Annotated in this window: 15 protein-coding genes; 9 read left to right on the top strand and 6 right to left on the bottom strand. The window is 57.5% G+C overall.

The window, feature by feature from the left end:
• Window positions 1-57 precede the first annotated feature (57 nt).
• Entirely contained in the window at window positions 58-5,808 is a 5,751-nt protein-coding gene (locus OZX62_RS09930; RefSeq protein WP_277176013.1) for a BspA family leucine-rich repeat surface protein, read from the bottom strand.
• A gap of 591 nt (window positions 5,809-6,399) precedes the next feature.
• On the opposite strand from OZX62_RS09930, the gene OZX62_RS09925 reads away from it, so the two are divergent.
• Window positions 6,400-6,630: a helix-turn-helix domain-containing protein gene (locus OZX62_RS09925; RefSeq protein WP_277176012.1), complete on the top strand. Its 231-nt coding sequence runs from the start codon at window positions 6,400-6,402 to the stop codon at window positions 6,628-6,630.
• 372 nt (window positions 6,631-7,002) lie between these two features.
• On the opposite strand, the gene OZX62_RS09920 is transcribed toward OZX62_RS09925, so the two are convergent.
• From OZX62_RS09920 to OZX62_RS09910, 3 genes are all read right to left on the bottom strand, one after another.
• Window positions 7,003-12,471 carry a BspA family leucine-rich repeat surface protein gene (locus tag OZX62_RS09920; RefSeq protein WP_277176011.1) on the bottom strand — a complete coding sequence of 1,823 codons (5,469 nt, stop codon included), beginning with the start codon at window positions 12,469-12,471 and terminating at the stop codon, window positions 7,003-7,005.
• A gap of 747 nt (window positions 12,472-13,218) precedes the next feature.
• Entirely contained in the window at window positions 13,219-13,584 is a 366-nt protein-coding gene (locus OZX62_RS09915) for a hypothetical protein (RefSeq protein ID WP_277176010.1), read from the bottom strand.
• A gap of 31 nt (window positions 13,585-13,615) precedes the next feature.
• Window positions 13,616-13,888, bottom strand: a complete 273-nt coding sequence (locus OZX62_RS09910; protein WP_277176009.1) for a hypothetical protein — start codon at window positions 13,886-13,888, stop codon at window positions 13,616-13,618.
• Window positions 13,889-14,479: 591 nt separating this feature from the next.
• Between OZX62_RS09910 and rpmH the strand changes: the two genes are divergently transcribed.
• From rpmH to OZX62_RS09870, 8 genes are all read left to right on the top strand, one after another.
• Window positions 14,480-14,614, top strand: a complete 135-nt coding sequence (gene rpmH / locus OZX62_RS09905; RefSeq protein ID WP_277145976.1) for a 50S ribosomal protein L34 — start codon at window positions 14,480-14,482, stop codon at window positions 14,612-14,614.
• An 18-nt stretch (window positions 14,615-14,632) separates the two neighbouring features.
• On the top strand, window positions 14,633-15,181 hold the full coding sequence (gene rnpA, locus OZX62_RS09900) for a ribonuclease P protein component (protein WP_277176008.1): 549 nt from the start codon (window positions 14,633-14,635) through the stop codon (window positions 15,179-15,181).
• Window positions 15,182-15,300: 119 nt separating this feature from the next.
• A complete protein-coding gene (yidD, locus tag OZX62_RS09895; protein WP_277159430.1) occupies window positions 15,301-15,591 on the top strand; it encodes a membrane protein insertion efficiency factor YidD in 291 nt (96 codons plus the stop codon).
• The gene (yidC, locus tag OZX62_RS09890) at window positions 15,591-16,613 is read left to right on the top strand and encodes a membrane protein insertase YidC (protein ID WP_277176007.1); all 1,023 of its coding nucleotides are present in this window, start codon (window positions 15,591-15,593) and stop codon (window positions 16,611-16,613) included. The genes yidD and yidC overlap by 1 nt, the downstream gene beginning before the upstream one ends.
• Before the next feature lie 97 nt (window positions 16,614-16,710).
• Window positions 16,711-17,340 carry a R3H domain-containing nucleic acid-binding protein gene (locus OZX62_RS09885; protein WP_277176006.1) on the top strand — a complete coding sequence of 210 codons (630 nt, stop codon included), beginning with the start codon at window positions 16,711-16,713 and terminating at the stop codon, window positions 17,338-17,340.
• A gap of 239 nt (window positions 17,341-17,579) precedes the next feature.
• A complete protein-coding gene (gene rsmG / locus OZX62_RS09880) occupies window positions 17,580-18,266 on the top strand; it encodes a 16S rRNA (guanine(527)-N(7))-methyltransferase RsmG (RefSeq protein WP_277176005.1) in 687 nt (228 codons plus the stop codon).
• An 861-nt stretch (window positions 18,267-19,127) separates the two neighbouring features.
• Entirely contained in the window at window positions 19,128-20,075 is a 948-nt protein-coding gene (locus OZX62_RS09875; RefSeq protein ID WP_277176004.1) for an AAA family ATPase, read from the top strand.
• Between the two features lies 1 nt (window position 20,076).
• Window positions 20,077-21,597 (top strand): ParB/RepB/Spo0J family partition protein, encoded by a 1,521-nt coding sequence (locus OZX62_RS09870; protein WP_277176003.1) that lies wholly within the window; start codon window positions 20,077-20,079, stop codon window positions 21,595-21,597.
• Between the two features lie 424 nt (window positions 21,598-22,021).
• On the opposite strand, the gene trxB is transcribed toward OZX62_RS09870, so the two are convergent.
• Window positions 22,022-23,140: a thioredoxin-disulfide reductase gene (trxB, locus tag OZX62_RS09865; protein WP_277176002.1), complete on the bottom strand. Its 1,119-nt coding sequence runs from the start codon at window positions 23,138-23,140 to the stop codon at window positions 22,022-22,024.
• Between the two features lie 165 nt (window positions 23,141-23,305).
• Complete coding sequence (locus OZX62_RS09860; RefSeq protein WP_277177097.1) at window positions 23,306-24,376, bottom strand: class E sortase; 1,071 nt, start codon at window positions 24,374-24,376, stop codon at window positions 23,306-23,308.
• Between the last annotated feature and the right edge of the window lie 520 nt (window positions 24,377-24,896).

Raw genomic sequence — 24,896 nt, 5'->3', positions numbered from 1 at the left:
TGGCGCACCGTGTTGATACGGCGTCACAGGACACAGTTGTTGTTATTTAATTATCGCCTATTGGTGGTGCCAGCGTCTGCGGTTGCGGGCGAGTTGGCTGCCTGCGGTGAGGATGACTCCGAGCAGGGTGAGGGCGATGATGAGCATGGTGCGTTGCCCGCCGGTGAGGGGCAGGGCGTGGTGGAAGTAGCCGTCGATGGCGGGCTGTGCCTGTTCATCGGGTTCGCTGTAGACGTGGAGGTCGGCGTTGGTGTCGCGCCAGGCGTGGTCGTGGGCCTCGAGTTTGGCGACGGTGCGGTACCTGCCGCCCGATTGCAGGTCGCTGGGGGTCAGCGTGATGGTCCACGGGTGTTCGGTGTGCCCGTCGTAGGCGAGTGTGGCGCCGTGCCCATCGGTGGGGCTGATGGTCGCATGCCGCGCGCCTGCGGGGGTGAGGCCGTCCTGCCCGTCGAGGGGCACGAGGTCGAGGGTGATGTCGTCCTCGCTGGTCCAGGGTGTGGCGGTGCCGGTGATGGTGACCGTGTTGGTCATGTGGTCGCGTGTGATGCCGGTGACGGTTGTTGGTGTGGCGAGCTTGTGCCAGACCGCGTAGAGGGTTGTCCGGGTCTCCGTGGCGCCGGTGGCGTCGAGTTGGATGATGCGGCTGGCGGGGTCGCCCATGCCTTGGTCGGGGTTGGTGGCGCTCGCGGTGGCGGTCCATCCGGCGAACACGAAGTGTTCGGGTTTCATGGTGGCTGTGGCGTTGGGCAGGGAGGCCCAGGCCTTGTTGCTGGCCGTGTCGACGAACGATTTGGCTTCGGTTGGCGGGGTTCCGGTGCCGCCGTGGGAGTCGTTGGTGTCGAAGGTGGTGTCGGCCCAGGGCAGGGTGCCGGTGGTGAGGCCGCCTCCGGCTTGGGTGGCGGTGGAGTCGACTTGGTTGCGGGTCTGTGGGTCGGTGAGCGTGTACATGGCGCTCAGCGTGTACTCCTCGCCGGGGGCGGGGAAGGTGGTGGCTTGTCCTCCGGTCAGGGAACCGGGTAAAGCAAACGGGTCGGGGGTGATGGTCTGGCTGCCGGCGGTGGTGCTGGTCTTGGATTGGCATTGGCCGCTGGTGTAGTCGTCGTTCTGGCTGCTGGGTTTGGCGCAGATCTTGACGGTGCCGCCGGCGTCTACGGCGGGTTTGGCCGGGTCGTCGCCGGTGGCGTCGATGGCCGGCATGGCCGCATCAAGCGTGGCGGTCACGCTCACGCCGGCGGATCCCTGGTCGGTGGTGCGCGGGGTGACTGTCACCGCTGGCGTGCCGGGTGTGGCCTGGGGTGTCGGGCTCCATTGGGCGGTGATGGCGGCCGTGCCGCCGGCGCCCTTTGGCGCGGTGATGGTGTGGTTGCTGACGGTGGCTGTTCCGCCGGTGACGTTGGTGGTGTCGATGGTCCAGCCGTTGAACAGTTGGTGGGGCTTGTTGCCGGTGATGTGGGTGGGGGTGGCGGTGGTGTATTGCCCGTCCTTGAAGGTGGTGTCGATGGCGAGCCCGTCGCGCTTGGGCGTGGACCCGGTGGCCGCCGCGCCTATCTGGGTGGGCAGTGTGTTGTCTGCGGTGCCGCCGTTGAGGTTGTAGGTGAGGTCGGTCCAGGTGGGGTTGACGTCATCGCGGATGTAGACGCCTTGGGGTGTGGCGGATTCGCAGCGTTTTCTGAGGGTGTCTGTCGTGCCGTCGCCGGCGGTGAGCGGTGTGGTGCCGACGGGCCCGTTGTCGGCGGGGTGGTGGCCTTTAACCCAGTCCCATTCGTGCCAGGTGTGGGCGGCGTCCACATTTTTGAAGGGGTCGTACCAGCTGTCGACGGGGTCGGGCAGGCGGGTCTTGGGTCCGAGGCGGAGGCGTTTGAGGCCTTTAGGGAACATGGCGTTGGCGTCGAGCGTGTTGAGGTGTGTGGTGTCCCAGCCGGATAGGTCGATATCGGCGAGGTTGTTGTTCGAGGAGAACATGGCGGAGGTATTGTGGAGTTTGCGGGTGTCCCAGCCGGACAGGTCGAGGCTGGTCAGGTTGCTGGCCCCCTCGAACATGCGTTCCATGGTGGTGACGTTGCCGGTCTTCCATCCGGACAGGTCCAAGGAGGTGGCTGTGGTGTTGAACATACTCTCGAAGGTGGTGGCCTGGCTGACGTCCCAGCCGGACGGGTCGATGTCCGACAAGTTGTAGGCGTAGACGAAGAGGTTTCTGCCGGCCTGGTTGGCGATGCGCAGCTTGCCGCCGTCGCGGGTGGTGAGCGTGGTGAATTTGCCGTAGTAGTGGCCGTAGCCGAACAGGCCGCTGTAGCTGTCGTTGGTCTTGTTGAGGGTGAGGTCGCCCTCGATGGAGACCTTGGTGATCCTGTTGGACTGGCTGGCCCAGGGGATGTCCGAGCTGGATTGGTAGTCGGGGCTGGTGCCGCCGGACAGGCGCAGGACGGTGCCGTCGATGACCCAGCAGGCGGCCGCGGTGTTCTGCCCGGCCAGCCCGGAGACGGGCCCTGCGGGAGTGCCCCATTGCGCCCAGCCGGCTGCGCCGGCAGCCCCGTCGGTGCAGTGGCCGGCCGCTGGGGCGGGTGATTGGGGTTTCCATTGGGCGTAGAGGGTGAGCCTGGTGGCCTGCCCGTCGGGCGTGCCCTCGCTGGCGGGGATGGGCTGGTCGGTTCCCGAGGCGTGGTTGGTGCCGGACCCGTCGCTGCTGGTGTTCCATTGGTTGGCGAAGATCCTGCCGTCGGGCCCGCTGATGCCTTTGTCGGTTGCGTTGGGCAGGGTGAGGTGGGCGTTGTGGTCGTCCGGGTCGACCAGGCCCTTGACGTGGGGGTCGGTGACGGGTCCGGTGCCTTCGCCTGGTTTGAGGATGACGTCCATGTAGGGCAGGATGCCGGTGATCTCCTGGCTCCAGTCGCTGGTGACGGTGTGGCCGGAGCCGTCGTTGGCGGTGGCGCGCACCTGTGCGGTCCATGTGTCGCCGGGCGTGAAATCAGAGTAATACGTATGGTAGGTGTCGGTGGGTGTCATCGTGTCGTTGGGCGAGGTCCACCAGGACTGGCTGCTATTGGGCTTGTAGCGTATCTGCCAGCTGGTCGTCCCCGTCGGCAGGCCTGACGCCTTGAACGAGATCCAGCCTGTGGTGTGTGACCATGTGGCGGTGACGCCGGTGGGTGCTGGGACGGTGTGCCATTGGGCGGTGAGGGTGAGTGTGGTGTGCCCGTTCGTGTCGGTCGACGCGCCGCTGGCGTTGGTGGGGATGTCCCTGCCGCCGGGCTGCCAGAGGTTGGTGCCGTCGCTCCAGCCGGTGAAGTCGGGGAACGCGTTGGCGGGTGCGGTCATGGTGCCTTTGCCGGGCAGGGTGAACGTGGCCTTGTTGGCGGTCGTGTCGGTCAATGCGTCCTTGCTGCCGGGCGCGGTGCCGCCGCTGGCGCCCTTGTCGAAGCTGAGGGTGGTCCAGGGAAGGGTGCCCTTGAGGTCGGCGGTGGCGCTGTCGGTGTTTTTGCTGGTGAGTTTGGCGGTGAAGTGGTGTTGGTGTCCGTAGCCGTATTTGGTGGTGTAGTCGGCGGCTGGGAAGGTGACGGTCCAGTTCCAGGCGCTGTTGTTGGCGGTGGCGGTGAGTGCTGGATGGCAGCTGGTGTCGCCGGTGCCTTCGGTCATGCAGGCGGTGATCTTGTCGCCGGATTGGACGCTGCTGGTGCCGGACAGGGTGACGGTGCCGGTGATGTGGTAGGCGGCGGTGAGGTTGGTGGGCGCTTGGACGGTGTGTGTTCGCGCGGTGGCGGTGTAGGTGTCGGTGGAGTGTCTGGGGTAGGTGAAGGTGCCGCCGGGGGCGTAGTCGGTGCCGTTGATGGTCCAGCCGTCGAAGTGGGTGTGGGCGGGGCAGGTGGCGGGTGTGCCGGCGAGTGTGGTGGTGGCGGTGCCGGTCTTGCCGGTGCTGTCGGGATGCTGGTCGGCGGGCTTGTCGCATCCGGTGGTGCCCATGTCGTAGGTGATGGTGATGTTGGTGGGCAGGGCGTGCCATTTGGCGTAGAGGGTGTAGCTCGCGTTTGACTGGTAGCCGAGACTGAGGGTGCGGCCTTGGTAGTCGGTGCCGGTGCCGCTGGTGTTGGTGTACCAGCCGTCGAACGCGGCCCAGGAGGGTATGCCCGAAGGGGCGCCGCCGACGGTGAGGCTTGCGGAGTTGTAGGTGGTGTCGGCGTATTGGCTGCCGGGTTGTGTGGCGGGCATGCCGTTGAGGTTGTAGTAGACGCTCAGGCCCGTGTAGTTGATGTGCCAGCGTGCGGTGACGGTGTGGGTGCTTTCGTCATGGGCGGGATATGTGTAAGTCTTGCCGGGGTTTACGTTGTCCCGGCCGTCGACCTGCCAGCCGTCGAAGACCTGCCAGGCGGGATGTGAGGGCGGGGAGACCAGGGTGATCGAGCCGCCGTAATATGTGGTGTTGATTTCCTGGGAGCTGGGTGTGCTGCCGGACATGCCGTTGAGGTTGTAGTTGAACCTGACGCTCGTGGGCAGTGCATGCCATCGTGCGGTGACAGTGTACGAGGCGTTGGTGCTCTTGGGGAACTCGACGTACTGGTTGGCTGAATAGTTCGTGCCGTTGAGCGTCCATCCGTCGAACACGGCCCAGGACGGGTGGTTCGGCTCGCCCGGCAGATACACGCCGGCTGCGGCGCGGGTCGTGTCCATGGTCTGCGTGGACGGCGTTGACCAGCCTGACGGCATGCCATACGACAGCGTCACCTTCGTGCCGGTGACCTGTGTGCCGTTGGCGTAGTAGTTTGATGCCACGGTGAAGGGGCCCACCCTCGTGTTGCCCCACGCGGTTTGGGAGAAGACCCAGATGTTGTAGTAGCCCGCCCCGCTTACGAACATCTTGTGGCTGCCGGCATAGAAGCCGCCCCATGGGAAGTTGTCGGGCCCGTCGTATCCGCCGCTGTGGCCGTCGGTGAGCATCTCCTGGTCCATGCAGCCCTCGGGCCTTGAGCCGTTGGGGAGGTTGGGGAAGGGGGTGCCGACGGGGCAGGCGCGCAGGGCGATCCATGTGGTCTGCCCGCCGATTGTGTCGGCGGTGCCGGACGCGTGGACCACGCCGTCCGAGTCGACGCTCCACGACGAGACGCGGACTTGGCCTGAACCCTGGGGGCCAACCACTGGATTGCCCTGCGGGCCGACAACCGGTTCGTCCTGCGGGCTTGCCTCGGGCGCTTCGTGTGCCATCGGGGAGGTGGCTTTCGAGGAGACTGGGCTCTGGCTGGCGGGCAAGGTGGCTGTGGCGCGTGGCAAGGTGCCGGATGCCGATGATTGTGTGCTTGTGATGCTTGCTAATCTGGCCTGGTGGTCCGGTTGCTTTATCCGCTGCAGGAATGTGGCCAGGGTCTTGGATGCGTTGGAGAAGTCTTTTGTTGCGAGAGCGCCGAGCGTTTTGGGTTTGGCCGTGGGGGTGCCGGCGGCGTTGGTGTGGGTGAGGCCGGCGGCGGAGGTGTGCTTGGCATCTTTGCCTGGTGTACGTGTTCCGTTTTGGGCGTTTTGGGGTTGGTTTGCAGGTTGGTTGGTATTCGGCTGTTGCGTGGGCTTGTTGGATGCCTGCGCGTTGACGGTGCTTTGGGTCTGATTGGCGGCAGAGTTGCCGGCAGAGTTGCCGGCGGTGTTGCCGGTTTGACCGTTGCTGGCTTGGGTGGAGCCAGCGGAGGTAGTGCTAGCGGAAGCGGAAGGAGCCGAAGACGCAGAAGTCTGAATCGTGGAAGATACTGAGGCGGAAGTGGCCGATGCGGCCTGGCTGGATGTCGTCTGGGTGGACGGCCCCACCGGGTCATTGGACGCTCCAGAAGACATCGGAGCCATGATTGTCATGGCTATACATAGCAATGAAGCGACAAAACCGTTAATAACACCCATTTCCCAACCAACTTTTCTATTTCTCTGATCACAACTCCGTGATCCAACACATCACAGAACTGTGATCTAACCAACACACCAAGTATTACTATATGCAATTTGTTGTACAAATTCATCTTGTTTGTTCGGAATGGATGAATTCTATTGATTGAGAAATGCGACACCGGTCATAGGTTTGTCATTGCTTTTGTACTGCGTTTTGTTGGTTTCTTGGAAAGTTTCGGGATGATTTAAAAGATATGAAAACCCGCTTTTTCTGTGTCTTGCTTCGGCGTGTCGCGGATTAGGTGTGGGTGGTGTGTAGGTGCTGGCGCGGGCATAGGTTTGGGGCTGGCCATCCCGAGTCGTGGTCTTGCAATGGTTGTTCCGTGGTCTTTGTCTGCATCGTGCTCAATCGGTGGAGTTCGCCCGGTTCATCTTGCTTTCAGATTGCCTACTTGTTGACGAACGTGTACAATGCGTATTGTTTACGTTCGTGGACAAAAGGTGGCTGAAAGCATGCAAATCCGGACAATGCTTGACGTAGGTATGGCGATTAAGGAGGGGCGCGAGGGCCTGGGGCTCACCCAGCAGCAGCTCGCGGATCGCTCGGCGGTTTCGCGTAGCTGGATCGCCCAGGTCGAGACGGGCAAGCCCTCCTTTGACATGTATAAGGTGCTGCAGGTGTTCTCGGCGCTGGGGCTGCGGCTGGACGCGGAACGTGAGCCGCAAACGGTGGAACCTCGCCGGTTTGCCCGCGGTGCCAAGGAGGTCGGATAAAGGTCTCGTCTGGGTATCCCGGCCCAACGGGGCGAGGGCATCGTCAACGACGTTGTTGACGGCTTGCGGGGCGCGCTGCCACAGGTGGCCGAGCGGTATTCGGCCATGGACCGGGACGGCATCATCACTCGGACGGTGGAAGGCATTGTGGAGAACTCGGCTTTGCTGCGGCAATGATGCCGGAGCGGGGGGATTGGGATAATCGCTTGGCGTGGCTTGTGACGTGATTGGCTGCGATTGTTTTGCTCGTTGGTTGTGTTGGGTGGGTGCCGGCGCGGGGTTGGTTGTTGGTGTGTTGGTCCCGTGCCGGCACCCGGTTGGGTTCCCGTCCTTGGCCGGTTGGTTGGGTACGGCCGGGCGGGAAGTCTTTGATTATTGGTGGTGCCAGCGTCTGCGGTTGCGGGCGAGCTGGCTGCCTGCGGTGAGCAGTACGCACAGGAGGGCGAGGGCGACGATCAGCATGGTGCGTTGCCCGCCGGTCAGGGGGAGTGCGTGGCTGTAGAGGCCGGTGAGGGTGATGGGTGAGGAGGAGCTTTCGGCGTAGACGGTGTGTGGTGCGGCGCGCCATGGGGTGTCTTCTCCGTTGAGTCTGGTGTCGATGCGGTAGCGTCCGCGAACGGGTAGCTGGTCCTCGGTGAGGGTGATGCTCCAGGGGTGTTGGTAGCTGCCGTTGTTGAGACCGACGGGGTCCATGTCGGTGGTGTGCCATTGGTTGTCGAGGATGGTGCCGTCGTTTTGACCGTCGAGGGGGACGATTTTGATGCTGACGGTCTCGCCGGCCTGCCATGGCATGGCGGTGCCTTGGATGGTGACGGTGTTGGTCAGGGTGTTGCGCTTGATGACGGAGACGTCGGGTGCGGTGAGCTTGTGCCAGATTGCATACAACGTGGTCTGGGTCTCGGTGGCTCCCGTGGTTGCGGGCAGCTGGATGTTGCGGTTGGCGGGGTCGCCCATGCCGGTGTCTGGGTTGGCGGCGCTCGCGGTGGCGGACCATCCGGCGAACAATGTGTGTTCGGGGGTCATGGTGTTGGTGGCGTTGGGCAGGGAGGCCCAGGCCTTGCCGCTGGCGGTGTCGACGAACGACTTGGCGTCGTCGGGTGCGGTGCCGGTGCCGCCGTGTGAGTCGTTGGTGTCGAAGGAGGTGTCGGCCCAGGGCAGGGTGCCGGTCACGGAGCCGCCTCCGGCTTGTGTGGCGGTGGAGTCGATTTGGTTGCGGGTCTGGGGGTCGGTGAGCGTGTAGGTGGCAGCCAGCGTGTATTGCTCTCCGGGTGCGGGGAAGGAGACCGTGTTGCCATCGAGTTGGGCGGTGCCGGGCAGTTGCAGCGGGTCGGGGGTGATGGTCTGGCTTCCCGCGGTGGTGCTGGCCTTGGCCTGGCATTGCACGCTGTAGTAGTCGTCGTTCTGGCTGCTGGGTTTGGCGCAGACCTTGACCGTGCCGCCGGCGTCTACGGCGGGTTTGGCCGGGTCGCCGTTGGCGGCGTCGATGGCGGGCATGGCCGTATCGAGCGTGGCGGTGACGCTTACGCTGACGCCGCCCTGGTCGGTGGTGTTCGGGGTGACGGACACGGCCAGTGTGCCAGGCATGGCCTGGGGGGCCGGGGTCCATTGGGCGGTGACGGTTGCCACGCCGCCGGCTCCCTTGGCCGCGGTGATGGTGTGGTTGTTGATGGTGGCGGTGCCGCCGGTCATGTTGGTGGTGTCGATGGCCCAGCCTTGGAAGAGTTGGTGGGGTTTGTTGCCGGTGATGTGGGTGGGGCTGGCGGTGGCGTATTCGCCGTCCTTGAAGGTGGTGTCGATGGCGAGGCCAGTGCTATCGGTGGTGCTGACGGCGGTGGGCAGGCTGGCGTCTCCGGCGCCGCCGTTGAGGTTGTAGGTGAGGTCGGTCCAGGTGGGGGTGACGTCGTCGCGGATGTAGGTGCCGGCCGGGTCCGAGGAGGCGGCGCGCGACTCGAACGCGTCCAGCGTGCCGTTGGTGGCTGTTCCCGCAGGGTCGGTGACGGCGCCGCCGTCGACGGGGTGGTGGTCTTTGGGCCAGTCCCATCGGTGCCAGGTGTGGGTGGCCGATATGTAGACCCATGCGTCGTCGTAGCCTGTCGAGCGGGCGATTCTTGTGTTGGGCCCGAGTCGCAGGCGTTTGAGGTTCTTTGGCATCAGCTGGGACAGGCCGTACCCGTCCATCTGGCTGGTCACCCATTGGCTCATGTCCAGGTCGACCAGACTGTCACAGCCGGAGAACATGTATTTCATGGAATCCACTTTGGCGGTGTTCCAGCCGGCGGTGCCCGACACGTCCGTCAGTTGGCCGTCGCCGTTGAACATGGACGACATGTTGGTGATGTTGTCCGTCTTCCATGACTCCAGTCCCGTGATTGATTCCAAGCTGGCGCACCTGGAGAACATGTAGTCCAGCGTTTGGGCGGCGGCAATGTCGAAACGGGTCACATCGAGGGAAAGCAGCGCCCCATCGCTATCGAAAAGACTACCGGCCGCCTGACCGGTCAGGCGGAGTCTTCCTGCTGGGATGATCGTGAAGTCGCTGAGGAGCGTCATGCGACGGAATGGCGCCCCGGCATAGACTATCCTGTTTCCGTCAAGGGTGAGGTCGCCCTCGACGCTGATCTTAGTGATGAGGGCCTTTCGAGACGCCCAGGGAACACCGTCGGGGTCTTCGTAGGCCGGGCTGGTGCCGCCGGTCAGGCGCAGGGTCGTGCCCTCAATGGCATAGCAGACCGCGCCCGTGTCCTGCGGGTGGGCCGCGTCGCCCACGCCCGCTATCGCGCCGGCCGATGTGCCCCACTGCGCCCAACCCGCCACACTCGCACACGGTTGGCCGCGCGCGGGCGCCTGCGTCGCCATCCTCCACCGGGCGTACAGGGTCAGCAAGACCGTGCCGTCGCTTCCGGCCGCGCCCATGCTGGTGGGAATGTCGGCGGCGCCTATGTCGTAGGCGCTGCCCGAACCGTCCGGGCGGGTGGTCCACCCGCCGGTTGATTGGAACGCCATGCCGGCAGGCACGGTCCCTACGCCGGCCGGCAAGGTCACGTACCCCTTATGCTCGACCTGGTCGACCAAGCCCTTGGCATGGCCAACCGTGGTGTCGCCGGGCTGCTGGCCGCCCGGCAGCAGGGTCACATCCATCCAGGGCAGGATCCCGGTGATCTCAGGACTCCAGTCGCTGGTGACGGTGTTGCCGTTGCCGTCCTTGGCCACGTCGCGCAGTTGGACGGTCCACGTGCTTCCGGGAGTGAAGTCGAAGTTCTCCGTCTCGTAAGTGTCGGTGGGTGCCATCTTGTCGCTGGGCGAGGTCCACCAGGACTGGCTGCTCTTGGGCTTGTAACGGATTTGCCAGCCGGTCGCCGCTGTCGGCAGGCCCGAGGCCGTGAACACAACCCCGGGATTGCCGTAGCGTATGTCATGCTTCCATGTGACCGTCACGCCGGTGGGTGCGGTGACGGTGTGCCATTGGGCGGTGAGGGTGAGGGTGGTGTGCCCGTTTGCGTCGGTGGATGCGCCGGTGGTGTTGGTGGGGATGTCCCTGCTGCCGGGCTGCCAGAGGGTGGTGCCGTCGGTCCATCCGGTGAAGTCGGGGAACGCGTGCGCGGGCGGTGTCATGGTGCCTTTGTCGGGCAGGGTGAATGTGGCCTTGCCGGTGGCCGTGTCGGTCAGCGCGTTGGTGTCGGGTATAGTGCCGGTGGCGCCTTCGCCGTGCTTGTAGCTGACGGTCATCCATGGGAGCGTGCCCTGCAGGTCGGCTTGGGTGCTGTCGATGTTTTTGCTGGTGAGTTTGGCGGTGAAGTGGTGCTGGCGGCCGATGCCGTAGCGGGTGGTGTAGTCGCCGGCCGGGAAGGTGATGGTCCACTGCCATGCGCTGTTGTTGGCGGGTGCGGTGATGGCTGGCTGGCAGGCGGTGTCGCCGGTGCCTTCGGTCATGCAGGCGGTGATCTTGTCGCCGGACTGGACGTTGCTGGTGCCGGACAGGGTGACGGTGCCGGCGATGTGGTAGGCGGCGGTCAGGCCGGTCGGTGCCTGGACGGTATGGGTGCGGGCTGTTGCGGTGTAGGTGGCGGTGTAGTGCTGGGGGTAGGTGAAGATGCCGCCGGGGTTGTAGTTGTATCCGTTGATGGTCCATCCGTCGAAGGCGGTGTGTGCGGGGCAGGTGGAGGGGGTTCCTGCGAGGCTGGTGTTGGTGTAGTAGGTGCTGTCGACGGACTGGTCCGGCGGCTTGTTGCAGCCGGTGGCGCCCATGTCGTAATGGATGGTGACGGTGTCGTAGCGGGTGTGCCAGCGTGCGGTGACGGTGTGGGTCCCGTTGTCGTGTGCGGCGTAGGTGTAGGTCTGGCCGGGGTTGTAGCTGGAGCCGTCGATGCTCCAGCCGTCGAAGATCTGCCAGTCGGGGTGCGAGGGTGGATTCGGGAGGGTGAACGAGCCGCCGTAATAGGTGGTGTTGAACTGCAGGGAGCCGGGTGTGCTGCCGGACATGCCGTTGAGGTTGTAGTTGAACGTCGCGGTGGTGGGCTGGTGCCAGCGGGGAGTGACGGTGTATGTGGCGTTGGCACGCCAGTCGAAGGTCACGATTTGTCCGGCGTTGTAGTTGGCGCCGTTGAAGGTCCAGCCGTCGAATACCTGCCATGAAGGGTGGTCTGGCTCGTAGGCGAGTTGGCCTCTGGCCTGTCTTGCGCTTGTGTTCACCGTCACGCTGGATGGCGTGGATGCTCCCGGCATGCTTGACATGTCGTAGATGAGCGTGACCTTCGTGGCTGACGCGCGGTTGCAGGTGTAGGCATAACGGATGATGTTACTTTGATAGGAGTTCCAGGCCCAGCTCCTGTTGTAGGCCCAGATGTCGTAATAGCCCGGTCCTGCTTTGAAGTCGCTGTCTTGGGTGGTCCAGGTGGAGTTGCCACGTCCCTCGTCGCCACTCCAGGTGAACGTGCCTCCGCCCGTATAGCCGCCAGCGTGCCCGTCGGTGTAGGTTTCGATGTTGCTGCAAGCCGCAGGCACGTCGCCATTTCCTGTGACGGGGCCGGGTTGGGTGAAGGGGTTACCGATAAGCCCGGTGGGACATATGACCACGTGGACCCAGTTGTTCGGGTAGTAGACCTGATCGGCTTCGCCGCTGATTTGGAGATGCCCGTCATCGTTTGGGTCGGCGTAGAGACGGGTGAGACGCGGGTTCTCGGACTGCGGGCCGACCATGGGTTCGTCTTGCGGGCCGACTGCGGATGTTTCACGTGTCAGTGGGGAGGTGGCTTTCGGGGAGACCGGGCTCTGCCTGGCGGTCAGCGTGGCTGTGGCGTGCGGCAGGGTGCCGGTTGCCGATGACTTAGATTCGGTGGCGGCGGTTGGTGTGGTCTGGTGACTGTCGTTGGCGTTGTGGCGGCTCGGTTGCTTCATTCTTTGCTGGAATGTGGCGAGGGTCTTAGACGCGTTGGAGAAGTCTTTTGCTGTGAGGGCGCTTAGGGTTTTGGGTTTGGCTGTGGGGGTGGCGGCGGCGTTGGTGTGGGTGAGGCCGGCTGTGGGCTTGTTGGATGCTTGCGCGTTGACGCTGCTTTGGGCCTGATTGGTGGCAGGGTTGCTGGCGGCGTTGCCAGTTTGGCTGTTGCTGTTTTGGGTGGCATCAGCGGAAGTCGAAGATGCTGTGGTGCCTGCGGAGGTGGCTGAGATCGAAGAAGTAGTTGTGGAAGATGTTGAGGGGCCGTGGGCCGGGACGATGGCCGAGGTTGATGATGCAGCCGAGGCCGTGGCAGCCTGGCTGGAAGCGGCGACCGGGCTGGAATTATTCGGATTATTTAGTGACGGTTCATTTTGCGGGGGGGGGGTACGATTCCCGTGGCTATGCACAATGTCAGTGCAACTAGACTGTGAATGACACTCATAAGGAACCCACCCTTTTACTTCAAAACTTCAAACTCTTCTAGACGCGACTTCGTATTACGCCGCGATTTCACACAACACCTAAACTATTGATTAAACATTAGGGTGTCTTACGCCCAAATTCAACCCAAGGTCGTATGGCGAATCAGGTTGCCCGACGCCGTTTCCGGAAGCTAAGTGGAACGTTTGCCGTCCTACTTTGCCTTACATTTCATGACCATTTGGAAGGATTTGACGCGTCCTCAAAACCCAGTGAATTCGTCACTTCATCGGCGTGTCGCATTCTGGCCGCAGGCTTACAGTTTTTACCTTTTTGTGACCGCTTGGTAGATTGATTAGCGCACACATCACCAATGACCGAGCGATTTGAATAGTCGGATCGTGCGATGCTACACGATACCGTCAATTGCGGTCTGAACCTGAGTTCATGGGGTCAAAGACACGCGGCTTATGCTTTGAACTTTTTTGCAAGTCAGAGATTTTTCCATCTATGAAATGTATAAGGTCATCGATATCAGCCGACTTGTTTTTGAAGCGTGGGTCATTGAGACCCGTCTCGCTTGCGTCCAACATCAGGCTATTTGACATTTGTTCTTTCCTGCAAATTACCGGTATTCATTATGTGTACACTGCAAAATCTGATAATCAACCTGCCAGAAATTGTAGCGTAAATAGTAAAATAAGGAAATATAAGGGATATTTCCTTATTTGAACTCATTTTATGTCCTTGATAACAAAAGCTTGCGGTGGAAAACTTGGACACCGCTTCTGCCGCACCCTTGCGGTTTGGTTTTTACGAATATCATCGTCCTGCTCCACGCTGTAGCGGAGATCGGGACTCAAAATATGTCGCAATGTGTTGGAAATTTTGAGCTGTGGTCTTTTGGGGCGTTTGCTCGGCTTTTGGCCATCCTCTTCCAACAGCATCTGTACCGCGGTGTCCGCGTCAGGAGCACCGGTGATATACATCAGCACTGCGTTGGCTTGCTTTTGTGCTTCTTCGCCGGTGTACATGACGGCTTTGCTATCGTCCCAGTGCCATTCTCGGTCCTTTTTGTATTTCTTGATTCGTTCGAACATTTTTCTTCTCAGGTCTTCTCAGGCTGGGTTTCTATGCCGAAGGATTCGGTTTGGCAAGGCGTGTGCGTAGCCAAGTCGGTAGCTTAAATTGCATTTGCTTGCTATGATGGCCGAGTTTCTTCGGACCCTCCTCTGGGGCCTCCAGAATCGTTTGCACCGCGGCGTCCACGTTCGTGGTGCCAGTGACCCTCATCAGCATTTCGTCGACGTGCTTTTGTCCTTCTTCGCCGGTGTATTCGACGGCTTTGCTGTCGTCCCAGTGCCATTTCTCGTCATTGTGACGTTCCTTGATTCTTTTGAACACTTCTGTCTCCGTTTCAGTCTTTAGCCCAGAAATTGCCTTGTTCTGCATTAACGTGGAATATAATGAGCCTACCGTTCCGCGCTATTCTCATCATTACTTCGATGGTTTGGACAAGCGAATCGCCATGATATTCGCCGGTAAGTTTCATATACGATTCGCCATGGCGCTGGAATTCGTCGTATTTTGTCATGTGTGTGCATGCATAGGTTACGTCATCCAAGCTGTATCCGTGTTTGCCGGCCGAATGGGTGAAGGTCACTCCCTTCGGCCGAACGTTCCAAGGTAACACCATTTGACCTCGATTCCAAATCACTCTTTAACTTCGCTGTTGATGTCTGTTGCTATCCAGTGAACACGAAAAAGCGCGATTAGCGCGGGAAAACAGGGCACTGTGGTCGAACGCTTGGGGTTATGCACATTCCGGGCGTGTCGCAAAAGTTATCCACAATAAATGTGGATGGTTGCTGCCTTGCGTTGCCTCGGTTTCGGCGGTCGTTTTGACTTGAGACTAGGGGTAGGAGTAACTTGGTAGAGCTTGACTCATGAGGAGCCGTGCTTTTGCATGGCTGAAAAGAAAACCGGGAGCATATTATGAAGAGGACATTCCAACCGAATAACCGCCGTCGCCACATGAAGCACGGATTCCGCGCTCGCATGCGCACTCGTGCCGGCCGCGCGGTGCTGAACCGCCGTCGCGCCAAGGGCCGCAAGAACCTGGCTGTCTGATCAATCGGCGGCAAGGGCATGGATCGGCTGAAAAGCCATCGTGATTTTGTCCGGGTGCTGAAGCGTCGCAGAAAAGTCACTGAAAAGGATATCGTCGTGCATTTTTTGGTGTACGACGATTCTTGTTGCATTGACGCCGATGGCCGTCACGCCGCCGCAGCACAGGCAGAATCGACCGGCAAGGCTATGGAAGCTATGGCTAAGGAAGCTACGAGTGGTTCCGTATCCGCAGACGCGATCCGGCAGAAGATGTCGGAGCGACGCCTTGGGCTTGCTGTGTCCAAAAACGTCGGTAACGCCGTTGCGCGCAATCACGTCAAGCGGCGTTTTCGCGTTTTGGCCCGCGCATATGAAGACCGTTTGCCGGAGCATTGCGATATCGTCATGCGCGCCAAGCCGAGCGCCGCACGGGCCGATTTCTCATCCTTGGATACCCAAGTAGGGGAGCTGTTCGCCGCAGTAAGCCGAAAGGCGGCGGGGCAGGGGCGCAAGAGCCGCGCAAATCGTGATGGCATGAACGATGGTATAAGCCCCAAAACCGGCAGCCGCCAGGGTGACCGATCATGACTGCCGAAAGCGTGTCGAAAGCGACGAATATCGCTGTTATCGCAGGAACGAGGGTGCCGGCTTCTCAATCCGGTAAGTCCTCCCGTTCTAAGTCCTCCCGTTCCGTTTTCGCGCACGCGATGCTTGCCGCCGTACGCTGGTATCAGGTCCATATTTCCGCCGGAAACCCGCCTTGCTGCAAGTATTATCCGTCCTGCTCCAACTATGCAATCCAGGCGGTGAGCCGTTACGGCGCCGCACGCGGAGGGCTGCTTGCGCTGTTGCGGCTGCTGCGCTGCCGGCCGTGGAGCAACGGCGGCATCGACGACGTGCCCCAACACTATTCGATTTTCTATAGATTTTCCTGGTCCAAAGCTCACGAAGAGCCGCGACTGACCCCATTGGCCTCAGACGTGAAGGAGACGGCCTAATGAACTTTACCAATCCTGATTACAACCACTTCCTTTTGGATAGTGGCGTGTTCGGCTGGGTCTACAAGATCCTGACGCCTATCGAATGGCTCATGAGCGAGATCATGTACTGGTTCCACAAGCTCATGACCCTCATTGGCCTGCCGTCGCGCGGGCTTTCGTGGATTCTCGCCATCGTCTTCCTCGTGCTCGTCGTGCACGCCATCATCTTGCCGATGTACGTCAAGCAGATGAAGGCCATGGCCCGGATGCAGGCGTTGCAGCCCAAGATGATGCACATCCAGAAGAAGTACAAGGGCAAAACGGACCAGGCCAGCAAAGAGGCCATGAGCCGCGAGACCATGAAGCTTTACCAAGATAATAAGGTCAACCCGATGGGTTCCTGCCTGCCTATGGTCATTCAGGGCCCCGTGTTCATGTGTATGTTCTATATGCTTTCCGCTATACCGTATATCGCGCACGGCTCGCGCGGAACGCTCGGCGCCTTCGACAAAGCGACGGCCTCGGAATTTGCCGACACCTACCTTTTCGGGCTCAAGATTTCGAACACCTTTGGCATGGCCAACGCTTCCGGCAAAGTCGTTATTGGCATCTTTACCGTGCTGATGTGCCTGGCGATGTGGTATATGCAGTTCAATAACATGCGCAAGAACCTGCCGCCGGCCCAAATGGAAGGCTCGCAGTACAAGATGCAGCAGGCGATGACCTGGGTCTTCCCGCTGATGTACATCTTCTCCGCCATTTCCATGCCGTTCGCGGTGCTCGTTTACTGGCTGACCAACAACATCTGCAACATGCTGCGTTCGCTCTGGCAGGTCCGTGAGTTCCCGACGCCGGGTTCCCGCGCTGACGACGAGAAGAAGAAGCGCGACCACACCAACGAGAACAGGCGTCGTGAGAAGGCCGGCCAGATATCGCTCGAGGAAGAGGCCTTGCAGAAGGCCCAAGAGGAAGCGAAATTGCGCGAAGAGCACGGCTTCCAGCGTGAGCAGCCGAAGCGCAAGCGCAAGAAAAAGAAGTAAGGCTTTGACTCGGCCCCGTTAGGTGATGTATTATATTACTTTTGGGGTCGGGTATGGTTTAAACTTAAGGACAATACGTCGGGTTAAGGAGTTGAATATGTCACGTGATGAAGAAAAGACGGTTGAGCAGCTCAATGACGAAGCTGACATTGCCGCCGACTATCTTGAAGGGCTATTGGATATCGCCGATTACGAGGGTGATATCGAGATGGGTGTGCGCAATGGGCGCCCAACCGTTCAGATTGTTGCTGATGACGACGAGGACATCAAGAACTTGATCGGGCACAAAGGCGAGGTTGTTGATGCATTACAATTGCTGACTCGCTTGGCTGTACAGCAGAAGACAGGGGACCGGTCGCGACTGATTCTTGATGTTGACGGTTACCTCAAGAAGCGTCGTCAGCACCTGCGCGACTTGGCGCTGGATGTTATTGACGAAGTGCGTGAGACAGGTGAACCGGCTAATCTTGACCCGATGAATTCCTTTGAACGCAAGGTTGTTCATGACCTCGTACGTGAAGAAGGGCTCAAGTCTCGCTCTCATGGTGAGGAACCGCATCGTTATGTCACCATTTATTTGAAGGCTCGTGCTGCTGAAGACGATCTTGACGATGATGACGATTTGGATGAGGATGTTCCTGAGAATGTTTCACGTGAAACAATCGTAGATGACGATGTTCGTGATTCTGATGATATCAACGAAGCCGATCCGGACGAAGAACGCTGATTCGGTTTCTGTCGTTTTCGCATAATTCATTTGATGTTGTGCGATGAAGAGGCCACAGTTTTATTGCTGTGACCTCTTCATTTTTGTTAGTTTCGCTCTTAATCATTCTTAAGTCCGAACATTTCTGCCCTTCGTACTGTTTCTTTTATCAATGTGCTGATATGGCTGTTTTTGTTTTAACGTCACATGTGCAAAGTCTCTGGTAGATTGGGTAGTTGTTCTTAATAGATAGGGTAGAGATGGACACAGAGATACATACAGACGAAGCGCTTGAGCAGTCTACGCTACTGCAGGATATATTTGGTGACGTATTTCCGAAGATGAAAGTCTTTAAAGAGAAGCTTGCCAAAGAAGGCGAAGAGCGGGGTATTATAGGTCCTCGCGATGTAGACATTATCTGGGAGCGTCATATCCTCAATTCGGCCGCTATTGTTCCATTTATTGAGTCTTCCACTGATGGTGAGCGATTTAAGACAGTTGCTGACGTTGGTACTGGCGGCGGGTTCCCCGGTATTGTAGTTGCGGCTTGCTTGCCAGATCACGAAGTTACACTTATCGAGCCTATGGAGCGACGCGTAGAATGGCTCGACGAATGTGTCGACGAGCTTGAGCTTGGCAATGTACAAGTTGTTCGTGCTAGGGCGGAGGAGTATATCAAAGCATTGAAGCGCGATCGAAGCTTGCATCCTTTCGCCGTAGTCACCAGTAGAGCTGTCGCGCCGATGACCAAGCTTAGCGGTTGGACATTTCCCCTTCTGAAGCATGGAGGCCAACTTATTGCTCTTAAAGGTCGTTCAGCTTCTGCTGAAGTTCGTAAAGCCGCTAAAGAGATTCAGAAGAACGGTGGACGCAACCCACAAGTTCTAGAAGCTCCCATTGCTGACGGTTTCGAACCAACTCATGTCGTCATAGTCGACAAGAAGTGACTGTTTGTTTTCATCGTTTTGAGGAATGTTTCACGTGAAACATTCCTCATTATGTTTCCTCCTTCAGTTTTCTGCAGATAATGTTCTCTATGATTGTTTTTTGTTTTTAAGTTACCTGAGAATCCATTACGCATTGTTTCACGTGAAAATTCTTAAAATCTAGAAAAGAATCAGTTTTAACACTTCTTTATATCGTTTAAATGACAAGACTTTGAATAATAAGGTGACTGTCAATTGTTTCACGTGAAACAATTGACAGGTTATATGATTTCAATTTGTTGCTGATACTGCTTTTTTTGTTTCCGTTTTTGAAGATTTGGATTTTTTACTATGGGTCGGTTGTTTCACGTGAAACATTTTTCGGGTTATATCATTTGTAATTTGTTGCAGTTCTTTCGTTTTATCGTTTTTATTATTGACGACGTCGATTTATAACTGGTCGTCTATTGTTTCACGTGAAACATTTTGATGCGAACTTTATTTGTTATTGAAGAATTCTGTTCCTGTTATATATCTGACCTTGCAGTTCTGTGATTTCTATATGCAGATTATGTAAGGTAAGTTGTAGCTATAAACCGACTTATCCACATTTTCCACAACTCGAAAAGTTATCCACATTTTTAGTTGTATTTCACAAAGTTTTCAGAAAGCCTCGAATTCCAACGATTATCCGACTCTATTTTTCCAACTTTGAACTTGTGCACAAAAGTTACGCACACTTATCCACAAGGATGTGGATAAGTGAGTAAATGTGAAATCTGTCCATACGAATGACGAAACTAGAAGAAATAGAACAATAATATGCTGTGCTGATCCCACAGTCTGTGATTCACGGCGGATCGTCGTAGGGAGTTGATTGATATGGAATCTGCCTCGGAAACAATCAGACGTATCTTCGGCGGTAAAAGCAATTCTCTAGGCTCAGAGATGGCTGAAGTTTCGTCACGATATGAGGCATTGAATAAGGTTCGTTTTCCGAAGCCTAAAAAAACACGCTACATCGCTGTAGCCAATCAAAAAGGTGGAGTAGGGAAGACGACCACAACAGTCAATCTCTCTGCTGCTTTAGCTCTTGCCCATGAGCAGGTACTTGTTATTGACATGGATCCTCAGGGAAACGCTTCAACCGCGCTGGGTGTCAAGCACAATACCGGTGAACCCTCCATCTACGACATTCTCGAAGGTCGTAAGTCCATAGATGACGTGAAGAAGACTTCTGCTTCTTTCCCGACCTTGGATGTTATTCCTTCGTCGATTGATCTAAGTGGTGCTGAACTTGAGGTAGCGGATCTGAGCAATAGGAATGATTTGCTCAAAGAAGCGCTGGAACGTTTTGCATTGACTTCGAGAAAACATTATGACTTTGTCATCATTGATTGCCCGCCAAGCTTGGGTCTTTTGGTCATCAATGCGATGTGTGCCGTCAATGAGGTGTTGATTCCGATACAAGCTGAGTATTATGCACTTGAAGGTCTTGGCCAGCTTATTCAGACAATCGGCTTGGTTCAGGAACACTACAACCCCACACTTTTGGTTTCGACGATGATTGTCACGATGTTCGACAAACGTACATTGCTGAGCAAAGAGGTCTTTGATCAGGTTAAGGGGCATTATCCCAATATCGTTTTGCAGACAACAATTCCCAGGTCGGTAAAGATTTCAGAGGCACCGAGTTTTAGCAAAACAGTCATCGAATACGATCCTCGTGGTACTGGGGCTGTGTCGTACCGAGAAGCCGCGCTGGAAATCGCAAGAAAGTCGCCTCAGGTTTTGAAGACATTAGAAGAAAGAAAGCAGAGGAGTAACTGATATGGCATCGAAGTCACGTTTAGGAAAAGGCCTTGGTGCTCTATTCCCTGCTTTGCCTGGAGAATCTGAAAAGGCGAGTCCGGATGCCAATGCTGTTTCCGCAGTTGCGGAGGAACCGATAAAGAAGGAACCGTCACGAAATGTTTCACGTGAAACAACCGCTAAAGATCGAAAGTCAGCAACGGGCAAAACTGCAAGTGATTCTTCTGCAAAAGTAACCAGCAATGAGCCGAAGAAAGTTTCACGTGAAACACCGAATAAGAAAGTCGCCGGAACAGTAAAGTCTGCAAAAACTCCATCCAAAACCACCGCTGTGAAAAGTAGCGTTCAGCCGAAGAACAAAACCGTGAAAAAGAATGTTTCACGTGAAACATCGTCACCTTCTTCGAGAAGGCGCTTGGCCATGCCATCGTTGAAAGAAGGAGTAGCGCATCCCAGTGATTTGTTCTTTGGCAGCACTGTAGGAAATAAAAAAACCAATACAGCAGATAAATCAGTTACAGAGAACAAGCCGAATCGTATTAAGGCGGCTAAAGGCGAGAACAAGGGAGTCGAGTCTTCGGTCAAGGAAGTTGCCAAGGATAAGAAAACAGGGCAATCGAATACCAGTGAACTGAAACCTGTCGAGGGCGGATACTTGGTCGAGCTGGATCTCGACAAGATAGGACCGAACGCCAATCAGCCAAGAACGATCTTTGATGAAGACGAGTTGAAAGAGCTTGCGGCTTCATTAAAGGAAGTTGGAGTTCTGCAGCCCGTTGTGGTTCGAAAGCGCCCGGCGAATCAGAAAGTCTCAAATTCGGCCGAGTCTGACAGCAGCGTCATTAACAGGCATCCGCAGCAGAACATGAACAGCGAGTATGAGCTGATCATGGGGGAGAGGCGCTGGCGCGCTGCCCATCTTGCGGGGTTGAAATCAATTCCTGCAATCGTAAAGACGACCAGCGATAACCAAATGCTTCGCGATGCCTTGCTTGAGAATCTGCATCGTGTGGCATTGAATCCTTTGGAAGAATCTGCTGCCTATCAGCAGATGATGGAGGACTTCGGCCTCACTCAGGAGCAGCTTTCGAAGTCGGTTTCGAAGTCACGTTCACAGATTGCCAACACTCTTCGCCTGCTCAATCTTCCGCCTTCCGTGCAGAAGAAGGTCGCGGCTGGTGTGCTTTCCGCTGGCCATGCCAGGGCCTTGCTTGGTCTTCCCAACGAGGAGGAAATGGAGAAGCTGGCGAACCGCATTATCGCCGAAGGTCTCTCGGTGCGCAGCACTGAAGAGATTGTGGCGATGAAAACCAACGGCAAAGACGGTGGCAAAAAGCAGAAGTCTCAGCAAAACAATCCATGGGCACAGTCGCCAATCCAGCACACATTGGAAAACCATTTCGACACGAAGGTTGCGATTAAAGGCAGCAAAAATCGTGGACGTATCGAAATCGTCTTCTCGTCGCAGGAAGACATGGATCGCATCATGAAACTGTTGGTCCCGCAGCAAAGCGAAAAGAAACAAAACGGCTGGGTGTAAACAGGTTCGTAAAATATTAAAGCAACGTAACAAAAATCCTGCCGAGTAACATATGGTATAAAGGCCAAATTACTCAGCAGGATTTCGTTTATTTGAGTTCGATTCTTGTCAACAAGGTCAGCCAAGAATCGGTGAATTGCTGTATTGAAATTATACAAAAATAAGAGTATTACATAATTTTTGGAAAGTTAATGTCGTAGCTTAGAACGATAAAAATAAAACCTTCCTGTACTTTTGAAAGTTAATTTCTCAGCTGAGAACCATTTAAAAATAAAAGCCTTCCACTGCTTTTGAAAGGCAATGCCTCAATTACGAACATGCAAAATTAAAGCCTCCCGATTCGATTGAAATCGAAATCGGAAGGCATCGTTTTGGAATGTCCTGGTTGCATTCAAGACAAAAAGCAAATTTACTTGAGGCCGTCTTAGTTGTCCAGGCTGTCCAGATAATCCTGAGCATCGAGGGCGGCACGGCAGCCCATACCAGCGGCGGAAACAGCTTGGCGGTAAACGCTGTCGACCACATCTCCTGCGGCAAAGACTCCCGGCAGGGAAGTGCGGGTGGAGGCGCCGTCGACGCTGATATAGCCCTTCTCGTCGAGTTTCAGTGCCCCGCCAAGGAATCCGGTGGCAGGGGTGTTGCCGATGGCCACGAAGACGCCAGAAGCCGGCACCTCGGTGGTCTCTCCGGTTTTAACGTTGCGAACAGTGACGGATGTGGCGCTGCCGTCTTCGCCGTTGACCTTGTCGACCACCGAATCGAGGATGAACGACATCTTGTCATTCGCCTTGGCGCGGTCCACAAGAATCTTGGCAGCGCGGAATTCGTCGCGACGGTGAATCAGAGTTACCGAAGAACCAAAACGGGTCAGGAACTCGGCGTCGGTGAAGGCGCTGTCGCCGCCGCCGACCACCACAATCGGCTTGTCGCGGAAGAAGAAACCGTCGCAAGTGGCGCAGTAGGAGACGCCCTTGCCGGAGTATTCCTTCTCGCCGGGCACGCCGAGCTTGCGCACGTTGGAACCAGTGGTCACCACGATGGCCGGAGCCTTAAAGACGTCGCCCTGGTCGCAGGTGACGCTTTTCATGGCGCCTGCATCCGAACCGTCGCCGAAGTCGACCGACACCACATCGTCGAAGACGATTTCCGCACCGAACTTTTCGGCCTGCTTCTGCATGCTGTCCATGAGGTCGGGGCCCATCACGCCGTCGGGGAAGCCGGGGTAGTTCTCCACCTCTGTGGTGTTGACGAGCTGACCGCCAGGGGTCAGGGCTCCCGCGATGACGAGCGGCTTGTAACCCGCACGGCCGAGGTAGATGGCCGCGGTGTAGCCCGCAGGCCCGGAACCGACGATGATGACGTCGCGTACGTTATTCTGGGTGTTCGTGTTATTGCTGCCCTGAGTATCGTTCTGTGGGCTGTTTCCGTCATTGCTTTGTTGAGCGCCGTTTCCGGTATTCTGCGCGTTGCTGCCAGAGATATTTATGGCGTTACTTCCCGCAAAGTTCAAAAGGTTGATCTGCTGTGCGTTTTCTTGAGTCATAAAATCACTCTAACATCGTAGCGGGTTTATGGAAACCTTACGCCGCGTCCATTGATTTTAGGGCGGAAAATCGCGTTACAGGCCGCAATCAACCTATCAGCAACCGCAATTGCCGTTAGTTGTTGTTAGTTGCCATCAGTTGCCGTCAGCTGTTGGCAGTTGCCGTCAGTTATTCACCGCGACGTAGTTCGACATCTGATGCAGAATCGGGATATTGCTCGCCGCCCACGGGCAGGCCCATTGCATGATGGCAAGCGCCACCGTAACCAGCAGCAAGAGCACCAGCAGTATGCGAATCCCTTTGATGCCAGGCTGGAGCCTCGTCAGGCCTCCGTAAATGCTCGGGTCCGGCTTCTTGACCTCACCGTTGCGAATGGCGCGGCGAAGCGGCCAACGCCAAGCGAGCGCGGCGGCGATGAACAACACGACATAGATAACGAGCAGCGCGGTGATGATCGGAACCAGCGAAGGAAGTTTGGCGAACACCGATTCCTGCTGGTTGTTGATGAACTGGACCTTGCCGTTCTGCCCGACGTGGGTGAGTTCCTGCGGCACGCCGTCCGAGACCTTCGCCCAATACTTGAACTTGCCGTAAGTAATCCAGCGGTGCGTCGGGGTGGAGTATTTCGGCTCGCAGGTCGTCAGCGTGAGCATGCGTTGCGTGGCCGGGGCCGTGGGATCGTCAGGGTTCGGCGCGACGACTTCTACATGGTCCGGCGTCACGATTTTGTAGCTGGTGTAGGTATAGACATACCAGTAATCCTTCGTGCGCAGCACAATCGCATCGCCGGCCTTGAGCTTGTCGACGTCGCCCAGCGGCTGCCCGTAACCGTTGCGATGGCCTGCCGCGGCGAAATTGCCGATCTGCCCGGGCATCTGGGAATCGGTATAATGCCCCATGCCGTGCTTGTTGAGCGAGGTCATATCGGTGCCCTGCACGATGTTGCGCTGCCACTGGTCGCCGAAACGTGGAATATAGATCTGCGCGACGATGTCGCCGGTATCGGCCGATTGCGGCTGGACTGGGGGAGCGCCGTTCTGGGCTTTCGCGATGCTGACACCCTTGGACGAGCCCGCAGCTTTGCTCGGGTCGCTCCACGAGACCGATTGGCGTTGATTGTATTGCGTATGTTCGGATTGCACGCCGGTCCACCACATCTGCCAAACGATGTATAGCGCACAAATCGCGGCTACCGTGAAGAGGATTTCGGCGAAGATTCCCAGCACTATCCACAGGCGCTTCGATTTCGAGCGCGGTGCCCTGGCGTTGCCATTTCCGCCATTGCTCCCGTTGCTGCCCGCATTGTGGCCGGAATGCCGACCATGGCCTGCTTGGCTGGCATTGGCTATATTGCCTGCGTTACCGATATTTCCAGTATTACCTGCGTTGCCATTGCCGCCGATGTTTTGTGCCATATACCCGGCCTGCCCAGCAAAGTTCCCCTGTCCCGCAAAGCCGCTTTGCTCCGCGGTTTGCGCAGTCTGGATAGGCTGGAACACTTCCGTTTGAGCTTGGTCGGTTGCACCAGTCGGGTTCGCTGCGGATCGGGGGAGAGGTATCTGGCCATCAGCCGAAGCCCAATTCTGGGTCGGAGCCGAGGAGGAGTTTGGAAGCGGAATCGCGCTCGTAGCCGCGTTTGCAGTGGCATTCGGAAGTGGAACTGTGCCCGCAACGGAACTTGCATCAGAACCCAGACCCGCGCCCGACGGCGGATCCGGAACGCCGAAATCTTCGAAGGCCTTGTCCAAGTCTGTC

The organism is Bifidobacterium sp. ESL0690, from assembly GCF_029392315.1.
In the GTDB taxonomy this organism is placed as follows: domain Bacteria; phylum Actinomycetota; class Actinomycetes; order Actinomycetales; family Bifidobacteriaceae; genus Bifidobacterium.
The sequence above is the reverse complement of the archived record's forward strand: the minus strand, read 5'-3'. Positions and strand labels throughout refer to the sequence as shown.

Excerpts from the sequence above, each read along its gene's own strand:
- OZX62_RS09875 (WP_277176004.1), top strand. The coding sequence starts at position 19,128 with ATGGAATCTGCCTCGGAAACAATCAGACGTATCTTCGGCGGTAAAAGC.
- rpmH (WP_277145976.1), top strand. The coding sequence starts at position 14,480 with ATGAAGAGGACATTCCAACCGAATAACCGCCGTCGCCACATGAAGCAC.
- OZX62_RS09885 (WP_277176006.1), top strand. The coding sequence starts at position 16,711 with ATGTCACGTGATGAAGAAAAGACGGTTGAGCAGCTCAATGACGAAGCT.
- OZX62_RS09925 (WP_277176012.1), top strand. The coding sequence starts at position 6,400 with ATGGCGATTAAGGAGGGGCGCGAGGGCCTGGGGCTCACCCAGCAGCAG.
- OZX62_RS09930 (WP_277176013.1), bottom strand. The coding sequence starts at position 5,808 with ATGTCTTCTGGAGCGTCCAATGACCCGGTGGGGCCGTCCACCCAGACG.
- yidD (WP_277159430.1), top strand. The coding sequence starts at position 15,301 with ATGCTTGCCGCCGTACGCTGGTATCAGGTCCATATTTCCGCCGGAAAC.
- rnpA (WP_277176008.1), top strand. The coding sequence starts at position 14,633 with ATGGATCGGCTGAAAAGCCATCGTGATTTTGTCCGGGTGCTGAAGCGT.
- yidC (WP_277176007.1), top strand. The coding sequence starts at position 15,591 with ATGAACTTTACCAATCCTGATTACAACCACTTCCTTTTGGATAGTGGC.
- OZX62_RS09870 (WP_277176003.1), top strand. The coding sequence starts at position 20,077 with ATGGCATCGAAGTCACGTTTAGGAAAAGGCCTTGGTGCTCTATTCCCT.
- trxB (WP_277176002.1), bottom strand. The coding sequence starts at position 23,140 with ATGACTCAAGAAAACGCACAGCAGATCAACCTTTTGAACTTTGCGGGA.
- rsmG (WP_277176005.1), top strand. The coding sequence starts at position 17,580 with ATGGACACAGAGATACATACAGACGAAGCGCTTGAGCAGTCTACGCTA.
- OZX62_RS09915 (WP_277176010.1), bottom strand. The coding sequence starts at position 13,584 with ATGTTCGAACGAATCAAGAAATACAAAAAGGACCGAGAATGGCACTGG.